Here is a 17,454-nt window from a genome sequence, read left to right on the forward strand (position 1 = left end):
ATGCGCAAGCCTATGTCGTGGTAGCCCCATTTTGCGCAAGACTATTGCGCAAAGAATTTGCCAGGCCGCCCAACGCCTCGGTCCATTGCGAAACCCCGGTGTCGTCGCGGATAAGATCGTTCCGGACTTCGATCGCGACGGAGGGAATGCCGTTTGCCTCGGCATGGCGATTGAGCGTCGCGTTGAGCAGGCGGCCTGAATAGGGTTCGTTGTCGCCGGTGTTGAAGCCCTGATCGCGGAGATAGTCTATCGCCGGGCGGGCGGCCCGGGCGTCGCGATTGTAGAGAATGCCGACCTGCCAAGGGCGTGACGTCCCGCCGTGTTCGAGGCGAGGCGTGAAGCTGTGGATCGACAGGATCAGCTTGGGCCGCTGCGCACGGATGCGGCGCGACAGTTCGCGATGATAGGGCGCATGGAAGCGGGCGATGCGATCCTCGCGATCGACGGGATCGTTGCCGGGGATCCAATGACCGTCGCTGCGATGCGGGATCAGGCCGACATGATCGGGTTCGCGATGCAGGTCGATCACTAGCCGCGACACTTTAGCGAGGATCGCGGGAGCGTCGAGCCGCGCGGCAAGGCTGCGGGTGAGCGGTCCCGCACCGATATCAATCGCAATATGGAGATCGAGCAATTCGGGAGCAATGCCGAGATCGATATCGGCCGGCACCCCATTTGCGGCATGATCGCAAAGCAGCAATATATCTTTCTGTTTTCCCTCGATTATCTCCGCGATATCGCTCATAGGTACAGCGCCTTACGGCGTTCTCGGAAGGCGGCGAGACCCTCGGCGAATTCGGGACCTCCGAATGCATCGTCGAACGCCTGGTCGAGGCCCTCTCCACCCCGGATCGTCCGCTTGAGCAGGGCAACCGCTTGAGGCGCATTACCGGCGATCGCCGTCGCGAGCCCGGTGGCGGTGTCGATCGCCTTTTTGGCACGCAGTTCGACGAGGCCGATGCGCTTGGCCTCGTCGGGGACCAGCCGGTCGCCGGTGAACAACATGAGCGACGCCATGCCCTGGCCCACTTGCTCCACCAGCCGGGCGACATCCTCCTGCGGGTAACCGAGGCCAAGCCGCGCGGGGGTGGTGGCGAATTCAGCGTGATTGCCGGCGACGCGGATATCGGCGGCGAGGATCAGCGCGACCGCGGCACCGAAGCATCCGCCGTCGATTGCGGCGATCACGGGAATCGGCACCGACGCGAGCGCTTCGATCGCGTCGCGCATTGCGATGCGGAAACTCGTGCGTAACGCCGGGTCGGCCTGCAGCGCCTCGAACTCGCGGACGTCGGCACCGGCGGAGAAGATGCCGGGAACGTCGGATTTCAGGATCAGCGCGCGGGCATCGCCCAGGTCGCGCGCCGCAACGGCGAGGGCCTGCCACGCCGCAATCGGCAGCGCGTTCTTTGCCTCGGGCCGCGCGAGCGCGATGGTCGCGACCGGGCCGTCGCGGGTGAGGTTGATCATGGCAGCGCTCTGCCCGATCGTGCCGCGGCTGTCACGGGTTGCGGCATCGGCCTTTGCCCGATAGCGCGCCGCGATGACTCGCATCGTCGGCCATGTCGCGGCGCTGAACCGCTTCCCCGTCAAATCGATGGCGGGCGAGAAATTGGCTGTCGCCGAAGTCGACTGGCAGGGCATCGAAGGCGACCGGCAATATGCCTTTGTCCGCAAAGCCAATGGTACCCGCTTCCCTTGGCTGACCGCGCGCGAAGTGCCGGCGATGGTGCTGCACCGCGCGACCTTCGCCGATCCGGGCGCGCCCAAGACCTCGGCCGTGCTGGTCGAGACGCCCGACGGCGCGGTGGTGCCGCTGCATGACCCGCTGCTGCATGCGCATCTCGAGGCCGCGGCGCGGGAACCGGTCGGGCTGCTCCAGGTCGCGCGTGGCATCTATGACGCAATGCCGATCTCGATCGTCACGACCGCGAGCCATGGCAAGGTGGAAGCCGTGCATGGCTGCGCGCTCGATCCGCGGCGCTTCCGGATCAACGTGGTGATCGAAAGCGAGTTGCCGGTGAACGACTGGCAGGGGCTGCGGCTCGCCTTCGGAAACGCCGCCGAGGATGGCGCGGTGGTGCAGATGGCCGATCCGATCCCGCGCTGCGTATTGATCACGATCGACCCTGACACCGCCGCCAAGGATGCACGCGTGCTACGGACGGTCGCGCAGCATTTCGGCAATGCCTATGGTGTCTACGCCACTCCAGCGCGGCCCGGGCTGATCCGCGCGGGGGATCCGGTGCGGATTGTCGATTGACTGCTCGACACGGTTGGCGCGCGCATCGGGATTCGGTTACATCGCATTCGGAGGTGCGAGATGACACTAGGCCCCTCGTCGATCGCCTTGCTGCCGGCTTTGCTCTGCGGTGCGTCGGCAAGCGCTCAGGACGTTCGCAAGATCAATCCGCCGACCGTCGCGAAGCCGGTCGCGGCCTATAGCCATGTCGCCGTCGTACCGGCCGGCACGCGACTGTTGTTTCTTGCCGGCCAGGTCGGAAATCGACCAGACGGCACGGTGCCGAAATCAATCGAAGAGCAGGCGGCGCAGGCGCTCGACAACATCGACGCGATCCTCGCGTCGCAAGGCGCGCGTCCCGCCGATATCGTCAAGATGACGATCTATGCCACGACAAAGCCGACCGATTTTGCCGCGATCGCGCACAAGCGCAGCGCGATGTTCGCCGGTACCGAGCCGCCACCGAGCACTTGGGTCTACGTGTCCCAGCTCGCGCGGCCCGAATATCTTATCGAGATTGAAGCGATTGCCGCGATGCCCGACGCAGGAAAGCGTTAGATCGCGATACCAGACCCCGATCGAAATGGGTCGGCGATGCTCAGCCCAGCGCGTCGAGCGCCTTCTCGACTCCATCCATCGTGAAGGGCTTGGACAGGATCGGACGATCGCGCCACGGCTCGGCAATCGAATCGCCTGCCCCGCCGGTAGCCAGGATGAAAGGAATGTCGAGTTCCGCGAGCTTGGCGGCGATCGGCCAGCTCTGCTCGCCGCCGCGCAGATTGACGTCGAGAATCGCAGCTTCGACCCCGCCCGCCTCGATCTGCACCAACGCGCCCGCGACGTCGTCGGCGGTGCCGGCAACCTCCCGGTCAAGCGCATCGAGAAAGTCCTCGAGCATCATGGCGATCAGGGGCTCGTCCTCAACGATGAGGACCCGGCGAAGCGTCGGCATATCCGGCCTTTTGCAGGAAATTTCGCCGCCGCCAAGAGGTTATTTCGGGGCGAGAACGTCGCGGGCAGCCTCGGCAAGCTGTTGAACCGAAAAGGGTTTGGGCAGAAAGGCGACATTGTCGATATCGATAGACTTGCGAAGCTGCTCTTCGGCGTAACCGGACATGAACAGGATCGGCAAGTCGGGATAGCGCGCGCGGACCTGCCGCGCCATCGTCGGCCCGTCCATCGACGGCATCACCACGTCGCTGATCAATAGGTCGGGCTTTTCGATCTCGGCGATCTTCTCGAGCGCGGCCTCGCCGTTTTCGGCCGTGACGACGGTATAGCCCTGGCGCGTGAGCGCCCGCTCGGCGACGGCGCGGACCATGTCCTCGTCCTCCACGAGCAGGATCGTTCCAGACCCCCACAGGTCTATCTGCTTTGGCTTCACCGGCGCCTTGGCGACGACCGCCTCGGGCGCGCTGTGGACCGGCAGATAGATGGTGAATTCGGCACCGCCGCCGGGGATGTTGTCGGCGAAGATGAACCCGCCCGATTGCTTGATGATACCGTAGACGGTCGAAAGGCCGAGCCCGGTCCCCTTCCCCACTTCCTTGGTGGTGAAGAAGGGCTCCCAAATCTTGCCGAGAATGTCGGGCGGAATACCGGTGCCGGTGTCGGTGATGCGCAGCGCGGTATAATCGCCGACGGGGAGAACGTCGTCGTCCATTTGGCGGACCTCGGCCGCGGCGACGCACGCGGTGGCGATGGTGAGCGTGCCGCCGCCATTGGGATTGGCCGAGAGCATCGCGTCGCGGGCATTTACCGCCAGGTTGACGACCACCTGCTCGAGCTGACCGGGGTCGGCACGCACCGGGCCCAGATTGCGGCCGTGCTTGACCTCGAGCCGGACCGTCTCGCCGAGCAGGCGCTTGAGCAGGTTCGAGACTTCGGAGATGACGTCGGGGAGCTGAAGCACCTGCGGGCGCAGGGTCTGCTGGCGCGAGAATGCGAGCAACTGGCGGGTCAGCGAGGCGGCACGGTTGGAATTGGCGCGGATCTGCTGGATGTCGTCATAATCGCTGTCGCCGGGCGAATGGCGCATCAGCATCAGGTCGCAATGCCCGATGATTGCGGTCAGGATATTGTTGAAATCGTGCGCGACGCCGCCGGCGAGCTGGCCGACCGCCTGCATCTTGGTCGCCTGGGCGATCTGGCGCTTGAGCTTGCCCTCCTCGCCCGAATCCTTGAGGCTGATCAGCACCGCGGCGTCTCCGAGCCCGCGCGCGCCGGCGATGGTGAGCGCCACCGGTTCCTCGGGGGCGTCGACGAAGCGAACGGTCATCTCGGCCGACTGCGCGGCGCCGCCGGCGAAGCGGCGGACGGCGTCGGCGAGCGCAGCCTTGTCCTCGCGCACCACCAGGTCGATTGGGTAAAGCGGCGGCGCGGCGGCGTTGATCCGCGCGGCGCGGACGAACGCATCGTTCATGCTGACGAACCGTCCGTCGCGATCGACCAAGGCGAGCCCCGAGGGGAGCATGGCGATAAGGGAGCGGACATGTGCGGAAGCACTTGCGCCGATTGCCGGAGTCGGCAGCGCGAGATTGTCCTCGTCGAGCAACGCCACGAGCATCGGCGCGTCCTCGCCGTCGAGGAAGGGAATCTGGAGCACGCGCAGCGGATTGCCCTCCAGCCCCTCGCGCTCGAAGCGGACAAGCCCCATCGAATCGGTGATCAGAAAGCGTGTGAAGTCGCGACCCTCCGCAGGTGCGTCGGGCGAACCCATTGCGCGTGCCTTGAACACACGGTTGGCCGAGCGGACCCGCCCCTCCGGGGTGACCATCACCGCCATGATTCCCGCCGAGGCAAGCCGATCACCGGTGTTACCGTGGATCAGCGCCTCGACCTGCGCGGCGAGGTCGAGTGCCTGGACGCCGACGAAGCGCCACACCAGCGATTCGTCACCGACTCGTTCGACGCGCGCCGATACGGGTGCGCCGAACACCTGGATATTGTCGACATGCGCCTCGCCGTCCCGCCACGCGGTGCGCGCGGCGACGCCGAGCGCTTCGACTGCGGCATCGCTCACCGGTAAGGACGGCGGCGTCGGCCAGCCGGCGAAGAGAATCTCGTAGCGGGTGTTGGCGCACACCATGCGGCCGGCGCGGTCGGTCACCGCCAGTGCATCGCCTGCCGCAGCGGCAAGCGCCTGCGCGACCGACCAGTCGGTATGGACCTCGACGTCGGCATCGCGACGGAGGAGATGTCGGGCACCGAACAGGATCCCGGCAGCGAGGATACCCGCTGCGAGGAACCCGATCGCGACTGTGCGGTCGCCCAGCGTTACAAGGATCAGCGTGGCGGCGATCACGCCCCCGGCCGCAGCGGCGAGCAGCGGCAGCAAGCGGCGCGTGGGAGGTACGGGAGTCGGCAGGGTCGCCATGCGGCTAGCGATGTTCGCTGTGGCGCGGCGGGTCAAGTATTCCCTCTCCCATCGGGAGAGGGAATGAGCCGCGGAGCGGCGGAAGGGTGAGGTCGTTACCTGCCCTCACCCTTCCCACGCGCTCCGCGCGCGGGCCGCTTCCGGCTCCCGAAGGGAGCGGGAGTCTACATCACCAGATGCGGACGCGCTGTTCCGGGGTCAGGAACAGCTTGTTGCCCGGCGCCGGCGCGAACGCCGAATACCAGGGGTCGAGGTTGCGCACGACCCAGGCGCGCTGCTCGGACGGGCTGTGCGGATCGGTCAGCAGGCGCTGGCGCAGGTTCGCCTCGCGGTAATTGCGCCGCCAGACCTGTGCCCAGCCGAGATAGAAACGCTGATCGCCCGACATGCCGTCGAGCACCGGTGCGGCCTCGCCACCCAGCGACTGCTTGTACGCGTCATAAGCGACCGTGAGGCCGGCAAGATCGGCGACATTCTCGCCGAGCGTGAGGGCGCCCTTCACATGCATGCCGGGCAGCGGCTCATACTTGTCGTACTGCGCCACCAATGCGTCGGTGCGCGCCTTGAACGCCGCGACGTCAGCCGGAGTCCACCAGTCGGTCAGGCGGCCTTCATTGTTGTACTTGGCACCCTGGTCGTCGAAATGGTGGCTGAGCTCGTGGCCGATCACCGCGCCAATGCCGCCGTAATTGACCGCGGGATCGGCGTTAGGGTCGAAGAAGGGCGGCTGGAGGATGGCGGCGGGGAAGACGATCTCGACCATGCCGAAGTTGGCGTAGGCGTTCACTTCCATCGGGGTCATGCCCCATTCCCAGCGGCGGATCGGCTGGCCGAGCTTCGAGATCTCGTCCTCGTGCGTCCAATTGTTGGCGCGGACGTTGTTGCCATAGGCATCGCCCGCGACGATCGAGAGGTTCGAATAATCGTGCCAGCGATCCGGGTAGCCGATCTTGGGCGTGAAAGCGGCGAGCTTGGCGTGCGCCTTCACCTTGGTCTCGGGTGCCATCCAGTCGAGCTTGTCGATCCGGCGGTCCATCGCGGCGATGACGTTCTTGACCAGCGCATCGGCTGCGGCCTTGGTCGCCGGCGGGAAGTATTTCGCGACATAGGCCTGGCTGACCTCATCCGACACCGCCCCCGTGGTGAATTCGACCGCGCGCTTCCAGCGGACTTGCTGCTCGGGCGTGCCCGAGAGCGTGGTGCCGTAAAAAGCGAATTGCTCCTTGTCGAAGCTCGACGGCAGCACGTCGGCGAAATTGTCCAGGCTACGGACGAGCAACTGGTCTTTCAGCACTGCGAGCGGGGTCGCCTGGACCAGCCTGGCGATCCCGGTCACTGCGCTCGGCTGTGCGACAATCACAGTGTCGACATTGGCACCGATGCCGGTGAAATAGCCCTTGAAGTCGAAGCCCGGCGCCTTGCGGGTCAGCTGGGCGACGGTCATCTTGTTGTAGGTCTTGTTCGCGTCGCGGCTCTCGATGCGCGTCCAGTGCGCCTGCGCGATCCGCGTCTCGAGCGCGACGATCGCCTTGGCGCGCGCCGCCGAATTGGATTCGCCGGCCAAGCTCAGGACGTTGGTGAGGTGCTTCTCATAGGCTGCTTTGGTTTCAGCGAGCTTGGGATCCTTCGACAGATAATAGTCGCGATCGGGCATGCCGAGGCCGCCCTGCGAGAGGCTGAGCGCATAGACTTCGGGGTTCTTGTCGTCCTGGCCGACATAGCTTCCGAAAACACCGCGCACGCCGTTGCGATCGGCCTGCGCGTAGAGCGCCGCGAGGCCCGACTTGGTCTTGACGTTCTTGATCTGGTCGAGCCACGGCCGGATCGGCGCGAGACCCTTGGCGTCGATCGCGGCGGTGTCGAGATAGGTCGCGTAGGCAACGCCGATCTTGGAATTGGGATCGTTCTTTGCCGCCTCGAGGATTTCCTGCGTGCGCTGCTTCGAAAGATCGTCGATGACGTTGAACGCGCCGAAATTGGACTTGTCCGACGGGATCGGCGTCGTCCGCGCCCAGGTGCCGTTGGCGAAGCCATAGAAATCGTCGCCGGGCGCGATCGACTTGTCCATCCCGGCCTCGTCGAAGCCGTAATTGCCGAGCTGCGGACGCGCCGCTGTCGCCGGAGCGACCGGGCCGACGGCGGCCTGCGAGACGGTCGCGGTCTGCGCGGCAGCTGCCTCAGGCGGCAGGGTTTCGCCGCGCGTGCAACCGGCGAGCAAGGCGGGCGCTGCGAGGAAGGTAGTGGCGAGAAGCGGAAGACGCATGGGGCGACCCTTCGAAAGAGAAAGGCGCTGTCTTAAGCGCCTATTATGCCACGTCAATCTGCCGCTCAGCGCGCTCGGTTGAGCGCTTGCGCCACTTGCGCGAGATCCAAAGCCGCCACGCCAATGCTGTGACGACATAGCCGAGGATACCGCCGATCACCGCGCAGATCGCCATGCCAACCGCGGTCGGCAGGCCGACGTCCGCCGCGAGCCAGTGCAGCCAGCCACTATCGGCCACTGCGGTCTTCGCCTCGACGGGCGAAGTCCCTGTCAGACCCAGCACCCAGCCGCCGATCTTGTAATAGAGGATCAGCAGGAACGGCGTGGTCAGCGGATTGGTGAAGAAGGTGGTCAGCGCCGCCGCGGGGACGTTGGCGCGCAGCGGCAGCGCGAGCACCGCCGAGGCCGGAATCTGCCCCATCGGGATCAGGATGCCGGTGAACATGCCGAGCGCGACTCCGCGCGGCACCGAGCGCCGCGTCATCCGCCACAGCGACGAATGGAGGATGCGGTGCGCGATCGGGCGCAGCCAGCGGTTCGATTCGAAGCTCTCGCGGGTCGGCAGGTTGCGATCCACCCAGGCGCGGAACCGTCCGCCCACGCCGCGCTCAGCCACGGTCGCGGAGGATCCGGCCCTGCTCACGCTTCCAGTCGCGTTCCTTGATCGACTCGCGCTTGTCATGCGTCTTCTTGCCCTTCGCCAGCGCCAGCTCGACCTTCGCGCGCCCGCGTCCGTTGAAATAGATCGAGAGCGGGACAAGCGTCATGCCCTCACGCGCCACCGCGCCGTGGAGCTTGTTTATTTCACGCTCGTGAAGGAGCAATTTACGCGGCCGCTTGGGCTCGTGATTGTAGCGGTTGCCGTGGCTGAATTCGGGGATGTTGGCGTTGACCAGCCACACCCCGTCGTCCTTCACTTCGGCATAGGATTCGGCGATCGAGCCCTCGCCGAAGCGCAGCGACTTCACTTCGGTGCCGGTGAGCGCCAGCCCGGCCTCGTAGACCGTCTCGATGAAATATTCGAAGCGCGCGCGCCGGTTCTCGGCGACGGTCTTCACTTTCTCGAAGGTAGCAGGACGTGGGCGAGCCATAAGAGGGGCGCATGTAGGGGGGCGAGGCTGCGAAGGGAAGCGCCCTGTGCCGCCAGAAACGCAAGAAGCCCGGCAGCAAGCTGCCGGGCCTCCTGTTTTCGATCAGGCGATCGGTTTGCGGATCAGCGCATCCGTGCGCTGAACGAGATGCCGACGACGCGCGGGTCGTTGAACACCGCCGCCATATAGTTCTCGATCACGCCCTTGAGGTTCTTCTCATTGGTGATGTTGCGTGCGAACGCCGCAATCTCCCAATCGCCGCCATTACCTTCGTAGCCGATCTTCAGACCGCCTTCGAAATTGCCGTTCGAAGTGAACTCCTTGGTGTCATACAGCACGAAGCTGGTGAAACCCTGGAGATTCCAGTCGGTCGAAACGAAGAACTTGCCGTCGTTCTGGACCGGGATGTCGTAGCGCGCGGCGACATTGAGATTGTACTCGGGCGCGTTCGGCAGGCGGTTGCCATCGATCCGGGCGAAGGTGCCGCGGCCGGCGATCACCACGGTCGGATCCTTGACGGTGCAGACCACCACGCCACCAAGCACGCAGACCTGCGCGAGCGCAGCCTGATCGTCGATCTCGGTGTGGAGCCAGCTGCCGCCGAGCGAAAGCGCGAAATTCTCGACCGGGTGCAGGTCGAGCTCGGCCTCGACGCCGTACGCCTTGGCCTTGTCGGCGTTGAGCAACACGCCGTTGCCGTTCACGTCATTGGCGTTCAGCTGGATGTCGTCGACGGTGTAGTAGAAGCCGCTCAGGTTGAAGCGGACGCGGTTGTCGAGCAACGCACCCTTCACGCCGGCTTCCCACGACAGGATCGTCTCCGAGTCCGCCGTGGTGAAGTCCGAGTTGAACACCGCCGAGCGGCCCTGGATCGTCGGCCCGCGGAAGCCGCTGGCCACGCGCGCATAGACGCTCACATCCTGGCTGAGCTTGTAGAGCGCGCTGACATCCCAGCTCGCCTTGGTGTCTTCGAGCGTGACGTCGCGGCGGAACGCTGGGTTGTAGGTGACCACGCCGGTGGGGCTGTCCGCGGTCTTGAGCAGACGCGTGCGCTTGCTGTCGTTGGTCACACGCGCACCGCCGCTCAACGTGAAGCCGTCGGTCAGCTCATAGCTGACCTGGCCGAAGCCCGCCCAGCTGGTGTTGGTGTTGCGCAGCCGCACCCAATTGTTGGGATTGTTGTTGTTGCCGTTGTTCGGATCGGCCGGGTTGTACGGCGTCGTGAGGAAGAAGCGGCGCTGGTAGAAATCGGTGATGTCACGCGAGTCGAAATAATAGCCGCCGAACTGCCAGTTGAACCGGCCGGTGCCCGGGCTGGCGATGCGCAGCTCTTGGCTGAACTGGTCGAGATCACGAACGTTGCCCTGCGATTCGCCGTAGAAGGCGGTGCCGGCGAACAGGGGTGCAGCGCCGCCATCCGTGTCGCCGCGGCTATAGCCCTTGGTCGTCTCCCATGCCGAGATCGAGGTGAGCACCGCGCCGCCCAGATCGTAGCTGGCGCGCAGCGACGTGCCGTAGGTGTCGTACGCCTGCGGGTTGTTCATCGCCTCGTCATAGGCAACGCGGTCGCGCGGCTCGTTCTCGACGCTGTTCGATCCCTTGATCAGCGCGCCGCGGTGAAACAGGGTCGACGTGCCCTTGTACCAGCGGCCATGTCCCGAAAGGTCGAAAGTCAGCCGGTCGGTCGGAGTGAAGCGGAGCTGGAGACGGAGGTTGCGGTCATCGAACCCGCCCATCGTGTTGAAGCCGCCGCGGGTGCCGTCGAAGCTAGGGCCGGTGTAGACGTTGTCGACCCAATCGTCGCGGTGCTGGTAGAGGCCCGAGACGCGGAACGAGAGGACGTCGCTGATAATCGGGCCGCCGAAGCCGGCGTCGATGTTGCTGCTGCCCAGTTCGCCGACCGAAAGCGCGGCGCGGCCCTGGAAGGTGTCGCTCGGGCGGATCGTGTCGAACTTGACGATGCCGGCGGTGGTGTTGCGGCCGAACAGCGAGCCCTGCGGCCCGCGCAGCACTTCGACATGGTCGAGGTCATAGACGGGGTTCGACTTGAGGACGACATGCTCGAGCACGACGTCGTCCTGGATGATCGACACCGGCTGCGAGGCGCCGAGGTAGAAGTCGATATTGCCGAGGCCGCGGATGTAATAGCGCGGGAAGATGCGGCCGGTCGTGGTCTCGGCGTAGAGACCGGGGACGCGGCCGGCGAGCGCGAGCGTGTCGTCGCCTGCAGCCTGGAAGTCGCGGAGCGAATCGCCCTGCACCACCGCGACCGAGACCGGCACGTCGACCAGACGCTCCTCGCGGCGCTGCGCGGTGACGACGATGTCGCCGGCGTCAGCCTCCGGAGCGGTGGCGGTGGCAGTGTCCTGCGCAAAGGCAGTGCCGGCATAGAGCAAGGCGGCGATGGCCGCGCTCGAACGAAGGGCGCGGCGGGTAAAAGCGGATTTCATCGGTTCCCCAATCTTTTCTTGGTTCGCGAGACGCACGCAGCCGTCACCCGGCGCTGATGCACCGGATGGCCTGCGGTTTCACGAAAGGGCTATGTTCCCTGAGCGCGCCGCTAGGCCCCGATTGTGATCGGATTGTGACAGATTCCCACCGTTCGCCGCACTGCAAGATGCAGCTTTTGCAAGTGGTGGATCAGATCAGGCCGGCATGCGCCAAGGCGGCATCGACAGCGGCCCGGCTCGCCTCGGAGGCTTCGGTCATCGGCAGGCGGAGCTCGCCGGGGAAACCCGCACGCACCTTGCCGAGCGCGTATTTGACCGGACCCGGCGACGCATCGGTGAACATCGCGATGTGTAGCGGATAGAGACGGTCGTGGAGCTCGAGCGCGCGGGCAGTGTCGCCCGCAGCCCAGGCAGCCTGGAAATCGGCGCAGAGCCGGGGCGCGACGTTGGCGGTGACCGAGATGCACCCCGTCCCGCCCATCGCGTTGAATGCCAATGCGGTCTCGTCATTGCCGGAGAGCTGGACGAAACCGGCACCGCAGCCGGCGCGCTGTTCGGAGACGCGGCCAAGCTGGCCGGTGGCGTCCTTGACCCCCAGGAAACGGTCCGGGAACGCCGTAGCGATCCGCGCCATCGTTACGGGCTGGATGTCGGTAACGGTGCGGCCGGGGACGTTGTAGAGGATGATCGGCAGGTCGGTCGCCTGCGCCACCGCCTCGAAATGTCGGAAGATGCCTTCCTGGCTGGGGCGGTTGTAATAAGGCGGGACCATCAGCGCGGCGTCGGCGCCCGACGCCTTCGCGGCGTGGACGTTGGCGATCGCCACCTGGGTGTCATTCGAACCAGCGCCGGCGAGGACGGGCACCCTGCCCTTCGCCTGATCGGCGCAGATGCGGACGATCTCGAAATGCTCGTCCTTGGTCAACGTCGCGGCCTCGCCGGTGGTGCCGCAGGGCACCAGCCCCAGCGAACCTTCAGCAATCTGCCATTCAACAAGCTCGCGGTAATCTTTCTCCGCAAAGCTGCCGTCACGAAATGGCGTTACGAGAGCGGGAATCGAGCCGGAGAACATGGCGTGAAAATCTTCCTGAAATCCCGCAATCGGGACTGGCAGATAGGCGGCGAGTCCGTATGATGTCCAGCATGCTCGGTTCGGTTATCAAGAGCGCTGTATTGCTCGCTGGGGTGTCGGGGGTCGCGGCTTCGTCGCAGCTTTCGCAGGATCAATTCGGGGCGATGGCGCGGGCGCTGCAGAGCGCGGTCTCGCCGATCCAGCCGGCTTATGGCCAGGGCGACCCGGTGTCATATGCGCTGGTCGAGTGGAAACGGCTGCAGCAGTCCGACAATTGGCCGTTCTCCGATTATGCCAATTTCATGCTCGCGCATCCCGGCTGGCCGGGCGAGACCAGCCGCCGCGCCGCCGCCGAGACGGTGCTCGACAGCGGCACCTATGCGCCGGGGCTGGTGACGGCCTTCTTCACGCGCTTTCCGCCGCTGACCCCCGCCGGGCATTTGCGCTTTGCCGAGGCGCTGGCGGCATCGGGGCGGCGCGGCGATGCCGACGCAGAGGCGCGCAAGGCGTGGCGCGCGGGGACGCTGCGCGCGGCCGACGAGAGCAAGTTGATGGCGTCGTTCCTGTCGGCGCTGGCGCCGGCGGATCATGATGCGCGGATGGACATGCTGCTGTGGAAGGGCGCGGTCAGCACCGCGCAGCGCCAGCTCGCCTTCGTCTCGCCGGCCAAGCGCCCGATCTTCGAGGCGCGGATCGCGTTCCGTACCAAGGCCGCCGACGCGGCGCTCAAGGGCGTGACGGCAATGGACCTCGGCCGCAGCGATCCCGGCTATATCGCCGACCGCGCACGCTGGCTGCGCGACACCGGGCAGAGCCCGGCGATGCGCTCCTATCTCGCCCAGCGGCCGCGGCTCACCGCCTATCCGGGCGATGCCGAGGCATGGTACGAAGTGCTGCTGATGGCCGCGCGCGGCGCCTCGGCCGACGGGCAGCACAGCCTCGCCTACCAGATCGCCAGCCAGGTCGACGATGCCTTCCCGTCGACCACGGTGATCGCCGACCTGCCGCTTGGCGAGCGCGACGATTATACCAGCCTGACCTGGCTCGCGGGGACGACCGCCTATTACAACCTCGCCCGCCCGCGCGACGCGGTGGGGATGTTCGAGCGCTATTCGCGCGGATCAAAGACGCCGACGACGCAGTCGAAGGGGCTGTACTGGGCCGGTCGTGCCGCCGAGACCGCGGGCGACCAAATTGCCGCCGAGGGCTATTTCGCGCGTGCCGCGGGCTTTGCCGACCTTTATTACGGCCAGCTCGCCGCCGAACATCTCGGCCGGCCGCTCAAGGGACCGCCGCCGCTCGACACGCGTCTGGCCGATGCGGCGGCGCGCGACGGCTTCTATCGCCGCGAAACGGTGCGCGCGGCGCAGTTGCTGGGCACGATGGGCGACCGCGTCTCGCAGGGGATGTTCATCCGTCAGATCGCGCGGGATGCGACCACCGACAACGACCATGTCCTCGCCGCCGAGCTCAGCCGGACGATCGGGCGGCCCGATCTGGGCGTGATGGTCGGGCGCAGCGCGCTCGAGAATGGCCTGTCCGATTATACCGCGGCGGGCTTCCCCTCGGTGAAGGTGCCCGAATCGCAGCGCGATTATTGGACGATCGTCCACGCGATCGCCCGCCAGGAGAGCCAGTTCGACCGCGCCGCCGTGAGCCATGCTGGTGCACGCGGGCTGATGCAGCTCATGCCGGGTACCGCCGCCGAGACCGCGGGCAAATTGGGGCTGAGCTATGATCGGGAATCGCTGACCACCGACACCGATTACAACATCAAGCTCGGCTCGAGCTATTTCCAGCGCGTGTTCGGGCTCTATGGCAGCTATCCGCTGGCGGTGGCGGCGTACAATGCCGGGCCGGGCAATGTGAACAAGTGGATCCGCGCCTATGGCGATCCGCGGCTGCCGGGCGGCGACATGGTCAAATGGGTCGAGCAGATCCCGATCTTCGAGACCAAGAACTATGTCCAGCGCGTGCTGGAGAACGCCGTGGTCTATGATTTGCTCAACCCGCAATATGCCCGGTCGCGCGGGCCGGCGAACATGAGCTGGTATCTGGGGAAGAACCGGCCGGGTTGAGATCTCTTGAGCTCCGCTCCCGCTTGCGGGAGGGGTCAGGGGAGGGCTCAGGACAATGCGCGAGCGATCAGCGCCCTCACCCGTCGCACCCTCCCCTAGCCCCTCCCGCAAGCGGGAGGGGAATGTTAGGGACGCATGATGGACCGTCCCAACTACATTACCCCTGCCGGCTATGCCGCGCTCCGCACCGAATATGACTCCCTGTTCGCGACCGAGCGGCCGGCCCTGGTCGAGACGATTGCCTGGGCGGCGGGGAATGGCGACCGTTCGGAGAATGGCGACTATATCTACGGCCGCAAGCGGCTGCGCGAGATCGACCGGCGGCTGGGCTGGCTGTCGAAGCGGATGAGGGCGGCAAAGGTCGTCGATCCGGCGAAGCAGGAGGAGCGCGGCAAGGTGTTCTTCGGCGCGACCGTTACGATCGCCGACGAGGATGACAATCACCGCACGCTCACTCTGGTCGGCGACGACGAGGCCGACGCCGGCAAGGGGCTGGTCGGCTGGAACGCCCCGCTCGCCCGGGCACTGCGCGGGGCCGCGATCGGCGACCTGCGCCGCGTCACCTTGCCCGGCGGCGAGCGGGAATATGAAGTGATTGCCGTAACCTACCCCTGATCCGCGGCCCTGAATCGTGCCGAGGATGCGGCGAACCGAATCGCCGCGCGGCTTCGCTTTTGCTGCGCTGTGCTAGACTGCCGGCGGGGAGCCCGCATTCGGGTCCGGGTCGAGTATGAGTCTATGATAACACAGCGGATTATGGTGTCGGGCCGCGTCCAGGGCGTCGGCTATCGCGATTGGGTGGTGCGCACGGCGCAGCGGACCGGGCTCACCGGCTGGGTGCGCAATATCAAGGACGGGCGGGTCGAGATCCTGGTTTCGGGCGACGACGAGACGGTCGCCAAGCTGATCGAGGGCTGCCATCAGGGCACCCCGCTCGCGCGCGTCGACCATGTGGAGGCCTATGCCGCCGAGGGCGAGAAGCAGACCAAGGGTTTCACCAAACGCTTCACCGCCTGACGCGGAACAGCCGCCTTCCCCCGGCATTGTCCGGGGCAGAGGAGACGGCAGATGGAAAATCCCCGCACCGAGACTGCGCGCGCTGATGACGATCGCGAGCTCATCGAAGATAACCCGGGAAGCGGCGAGCCGACGAGCAGCGGCGGCAATTTGGCGCGCGACGTCGCGAGCCAAGCCGAGGAAGCGCTGATCACTGACCCGGAGGACCGCGCCCGAGTCCGCAAGGACGACGACATCGCGCACGGTACCGAAGTGCGGCCCGACCGCGCTCGCGCGGCCGATTAAGCGCGAAACACACGGTTTCCGCCGCGCCGGTTGATTCGGGGGCGCGGGCATGGAAGGTTCCACTTGTGAAACGGCGCAGAGGATGCGCCTCGAACAGGAGGAACCTATGCCCATCCCCACCAGCTGGTCCGGCCCGTTGTTGAGCGTGCTGCGCATCGCAGCCGCGCTCACGTTCCTGCATCACGGCACGTCCAAATTCTTCGGGCTGCCGCCCTTCCCGATGCCGGCACCGCTTCCACCGATCCTGCTTGCCGCCGGGGCGATCGAATTGGTCGGCGGTGCGCTGCTGCTGATCGGACTGTTCACCCGACCGGTGGCATTCATCGCCTCGGGCATGTGCGCGGTCGGATATTTCATGATGCACGCGCCCAAGGGCTTCTTCCCCTCGGCCAATGGCGGCGAGGCGATCCTGCTCTACGCCTTCATCTTCCTGTACCTTGCGGCTGCAGGCGCGGGTCCGTGGAGCGTAGACGCCGCGCGCAATCGCGGCTGAGGTCAAAGGGGGGCTGGTGCATGCAAACAGCAACTGTGGTAGGTTCAAATCATGACCGAGCACCGCCCCCTCGACACCACGCCGCTGCCGGTGAAGCTGCGCGTCGAGGATTATCTGCTGCTCGACGAGTCAGGTGCGTTCGAAGGATATGCCAAGACCGAGCTTATCGACGGGAGCATCGTTGGAGTGAACGCACAGCATCGGCCGCACGGCATCCTCAAGATGGAGTTGTACGACCGGTTACGCGATATACTCAAAGCGCTTGAATCGCCGCTGCGTCCGGTGATCGAGTTCGGCTTGCAACTATCGGGAGCCGACCTCGCCGAGCCTGACTTGATGCTCACGACCGAGCCCAGCGGCGAGGGCTTCGTGCCATTGCCGTCGGTAGCGTTGCTGATCGAAGTTTCGGACACAAGCCTCGCCTTCGACCTTGGCGCCAAGACCGCGCTCTACGCTCGTCACTGTATTCCCGAATATTGGGTTGCCGATGTGAACGCGCGCGTGATCGTTCAGATGTGGCGGCCCGTGGCCGATGCCTATGCCGAGCGGCGCGAGATTGCGTTTGGAGAGCGGATCGTCGCGGCGACTGTCGCCGGGCTGACGATCGAGACCGCGGAAATCGGCTAGCCGCGCTCGCGCGCCTGCCAATAATCGAATGCCAGTGCCTGTAGCCGGGCGACCAACGCGGCCGCATCCGGGCCGCTCCATTCGCCGTCATAGCCATAGGCCTCGCGCGCGCCGACCCACCAGCCTTGTCCCGGCAGCCGGTCGGTTTCGCGGACCACCAGAACCGCGAGGTTGGGCTCGCCCGTCGCCGCGCCGGCGGTGTCTATCGCGTCGAGCGTCTTGCACACCGCGCGCATCTTGGGGCGCGTGAAGCGGTGGCCCAGGCCGCCGAGCAGTTCGGAATAGCTGACCGCACGCCGCTCGCGCGCGGCTGCGACCAGCAGTGCGCGCACGCGTGTCACGTCGGCGAGCGATCCGGCGCTTGTTTCGGCAGGCACCAGTCCTTCGTCGACGAGCCAGCGGCCCAGCGTGTCGCCGAAGCCGGGCGCCTTGCGCGCCATCAGAGCGCAGGCACCCGGAG

At 66.0% G+C, this 17,454-nt stretch carries 18 protein-coding genes; 8 read left to right on the top strand and 10 right to left on the bottom strand.

Annotated elements, in window-relative coordinates; genetic code table 11:
- Positions 1-10: 10 nt before the first annotated feature.
- Together AC3WJI_RS02795 and AC3WJI_RS02800 are read right to left on the bottom strand one after the other, a co-directional pair.
- Entirely contained in the window at positions 11-745 is a 735-nt protein-coding gene (locus tag AC3WJI_RS02795) for an N-formylglutamate amidohydrolase (RefSeq protein ID WP_492755716.1), read from the bottom strand.
- Complete coding sequence (locus AC3WJI_RS02800) at positions 742-1,554, bottom strand: enoyl-CoA hydratase/isomerase family protein (protein ID WP_492755717.1); 813 nt, start codon at positions 1,552-1,554, stop codon at positions 742-744. The genes AC3WJI_RS02795 and AC3WJI_RS02800 overlap by 4 nt, the downstream gene beginning before the upstream one ends.
- Between AC3WJI_RS02800 and AC3WJI_RS02805 the strand changes: the two genes are divergently transcribed.
- On the top strand, positions 1,544-2,263 hold the full coding sequence (locus AC3WJI_RS02805; protein ID WP_492755718.1) for an MOSC domain-containing protein: 720 nt from the start codon (positions 1,544-1,546) through the stop codon (positions 2,261-2,263). The two genes, AC3WJI_RS02800 and AC3WJI_RS02805, sit on opposite strands and share 11 nt — an antisense overlap.
- Before the next feature lie 60 nt (positions 2,264-2,323).
- A complete protein-coding gene (locus AC3WJI_RS02810) occupies positions 2,324-2,800 on the top strand; it encodes a RidA family protein (RefSeq protein ID WP_492755719.1) in 477 nt (158 codons plus the stop codon).
- A gap of 40 nt (positions 2,801-2,840) precedes the next feature.
- Here the strand turns inward: AC3WJI_RS02810 and AC3WJI_RS02815 are convergent, their stop codons facing one another.
- The 7 genes from AC3WJI_RS02815 to dapA form a co-directional block, all read right to left on the bottom strand.
- The gene (locus AC3WJI_RS02815) at positions 2,841-3,194 is read right to left on the bottom strand and encodes a response regulator (protein WP_492755720.1); all 354 of its coding nucleotides are present in this window, start codon (positions 3,192-3,194) and stop codon (positions 2,841-2,843) included.
- 39 nt (positions 3,195-3,233) lie between these two features.
- Positions 3,234-5,618: a hybrid sensor histidine kinase/response regulator gene (locus tag AC3WJI_RS02820; protein ID WP_492755721.1), complete on the bottom strand. Its 2,385-nt coding sequence runs from the start codon at positions 5,616-5,618 to the stop codon at positions 3,234-3,236.
- Positions 5,619-5,787: 169 nt separating this feature from the next.
- Positions 5,788-7,881 (bottom strand): M13 family metallopeptidase, encoded by a 2,094-nt coding sequence (locus tag AC3WJI_RS02825; RefSeq protein ID WP_492755722.1) that lies wholly within the window; start codon positions 7,879-7,881, stop codon positions 5,788-5,790.
- Between the two features lie 43 nt (positions 7,882-7,924).
- Positions 7,925-8,497 (bottom strand): DUF2062 domain-containing protein, encoded by a 573-nt coding sequence (locus tag AC3WJI_RS02830; RefSeq protein WP_492755723.1) that lies wholly within the window; start codon positions 8,495-8,497, stop codon positions 7,925-7,927.
- On the bottom strand, positions 8,490-8,972 hold the full coding sequence (smpB, locus tag AC3WJI_RS02835) for an SsrA-binding protein SmpB (protein WP_492755724.1): 483 nt from the start codon (positions 8,970-8,972) through the stop codon (positions 8,490-8,492). The genes AC3WJI_RS02830 and smpB overlap by 8 nt, the downstream gene beginning before the upstream one ends.
- A 122-nt stretch (positions 8,973-9,094) precedes the next feature.
- Positions 9,095-11,422 (bottom strand): TonB-dependent receptor, encoded by a 2,328-nt coding sequence (locus tag AC3WJI_RS02840; RefSeq protein WP_492755725.1) that lies wholly within the window; start codon positions 11,420-11,422, stop codon positions 9,095-9,097.
- Positions 11,423-11,612: 190 nt separating this feature from the next.
- Entirely contained in the window at positions 11,613-12,494 is an 882-nt protein-coding gene (gene dapA / locus AC3WJI_RS02845) for a 4-hydroxy-tetrahydrodipicolinate synthase (protein ID WP_492755726.1), read from the bottom strand.
- 71 nt (positions 12,495-12,565) lie between these two features.
- On the opposite strand from dapA, the gene AC3WJI_RS02850 reads away from it, so the two are divergent.
- The 6 genes from AC3WJI_RS02850 (at position 12,566) to AC3WJI_RS02875 (ending at position 16,994) form a co-directional block, all read left to right on the top strand.
- On the top strand, positions 12,566-14,572 hold the full coding sequence (locus tag AC3WJI_RS02850) for a lytic transglycosylase domain-containing protein (RefSeq protein WP_492755727.1): 2,007 nt from the start codon (positions 12,566-12,568) through the stop codon (positions 14,570-14,572).
- A 135-nt stretch (positions 14,573-14,707) separates the two neighbouring features.
- Positions 14,708-15,187 carry a transcription elongation factor GreB gene (gene greB, locus AC3WJI_RS02855; protein WP_492755728.1) on the top strand — a complete coding sequence of 160 codons (480 nt, stop codon included), beginning with the start codon at positions 14,708-14,710 and terminating at the stop codon, positions 15,185-15,187.
- Positions 15,188-15,328: 141 nt separating this feature from the next.
- On the top strand, positions 15,329-15,589 hold the full coding sequence (locus tag AC3WJI_RS02860) for an acylphosphatase (RefSeq protein WP_492755778.1): 261 nt from the start codon (positions 15,329-15,331) through the stop codon (positions 15,587-15,589).
- A 51-nt stretch (positions 15,590-15,640) separates the two neighbouring features.
- A complete protein-coding gene (locus tag AC3WJI_RS02865; RefSeq protein WP_492755729.1) occupies positions 15,641-15,874 on the top strand; it encodes a hypothetical protein in 234 nt (77 codons plus the stop codon).
- A 106-nt stretch (positions 15,875-15,980) separates the two neighbouring features.
- Positions 15,981-16,367 (top strand): DoxX family protein, encoded by a 387-nt coding sequence (locus tag AC3WJI_RS02870; RefSeq protein ID WP_492755730.1) that lies wholly within the window; start codon positions 15,981-15,983, stop codon positions 16,365-16,367.
- Between the two features lie 51 nt (positions 16,368-16,418).
- Positions 16,419-16,994: a Uma2 family endonuclease gene (locus AC3WJI_RS02875; RefSeq protein ID WP_492755731.1), complete on the top strand. Its 576-nt coding sequence runs from the start codon at positions 16,419-16,421 to the stop codon at positions 16,992-16,994.
- On the opposite strand, the gene AC3WJI_RS02880 is transcribed toward AC3WJI_RS02875, so the two are convergent.
- Positions 16,991-17,434, bottom strand: coding sequence for a ribose-phosphate pyrophosphokinase (locus AC3WJI_RS02880; RefSeq protein WP_492755732.1), 444 nt, complete (start codon positions 17,432-17,434; stop codon positions 16,991-16,993). The genes AC3WJI_RS02875 and AC3WJI_RS02880 overlap by 4 nt on opposite strands.
- Positions 17,435-17,454: the final 20 nt, after the last annotated feature.

It is taken from the genome of Sphingomonas sp. FW306-1B-B10E, from assembly GCF_058782005.1.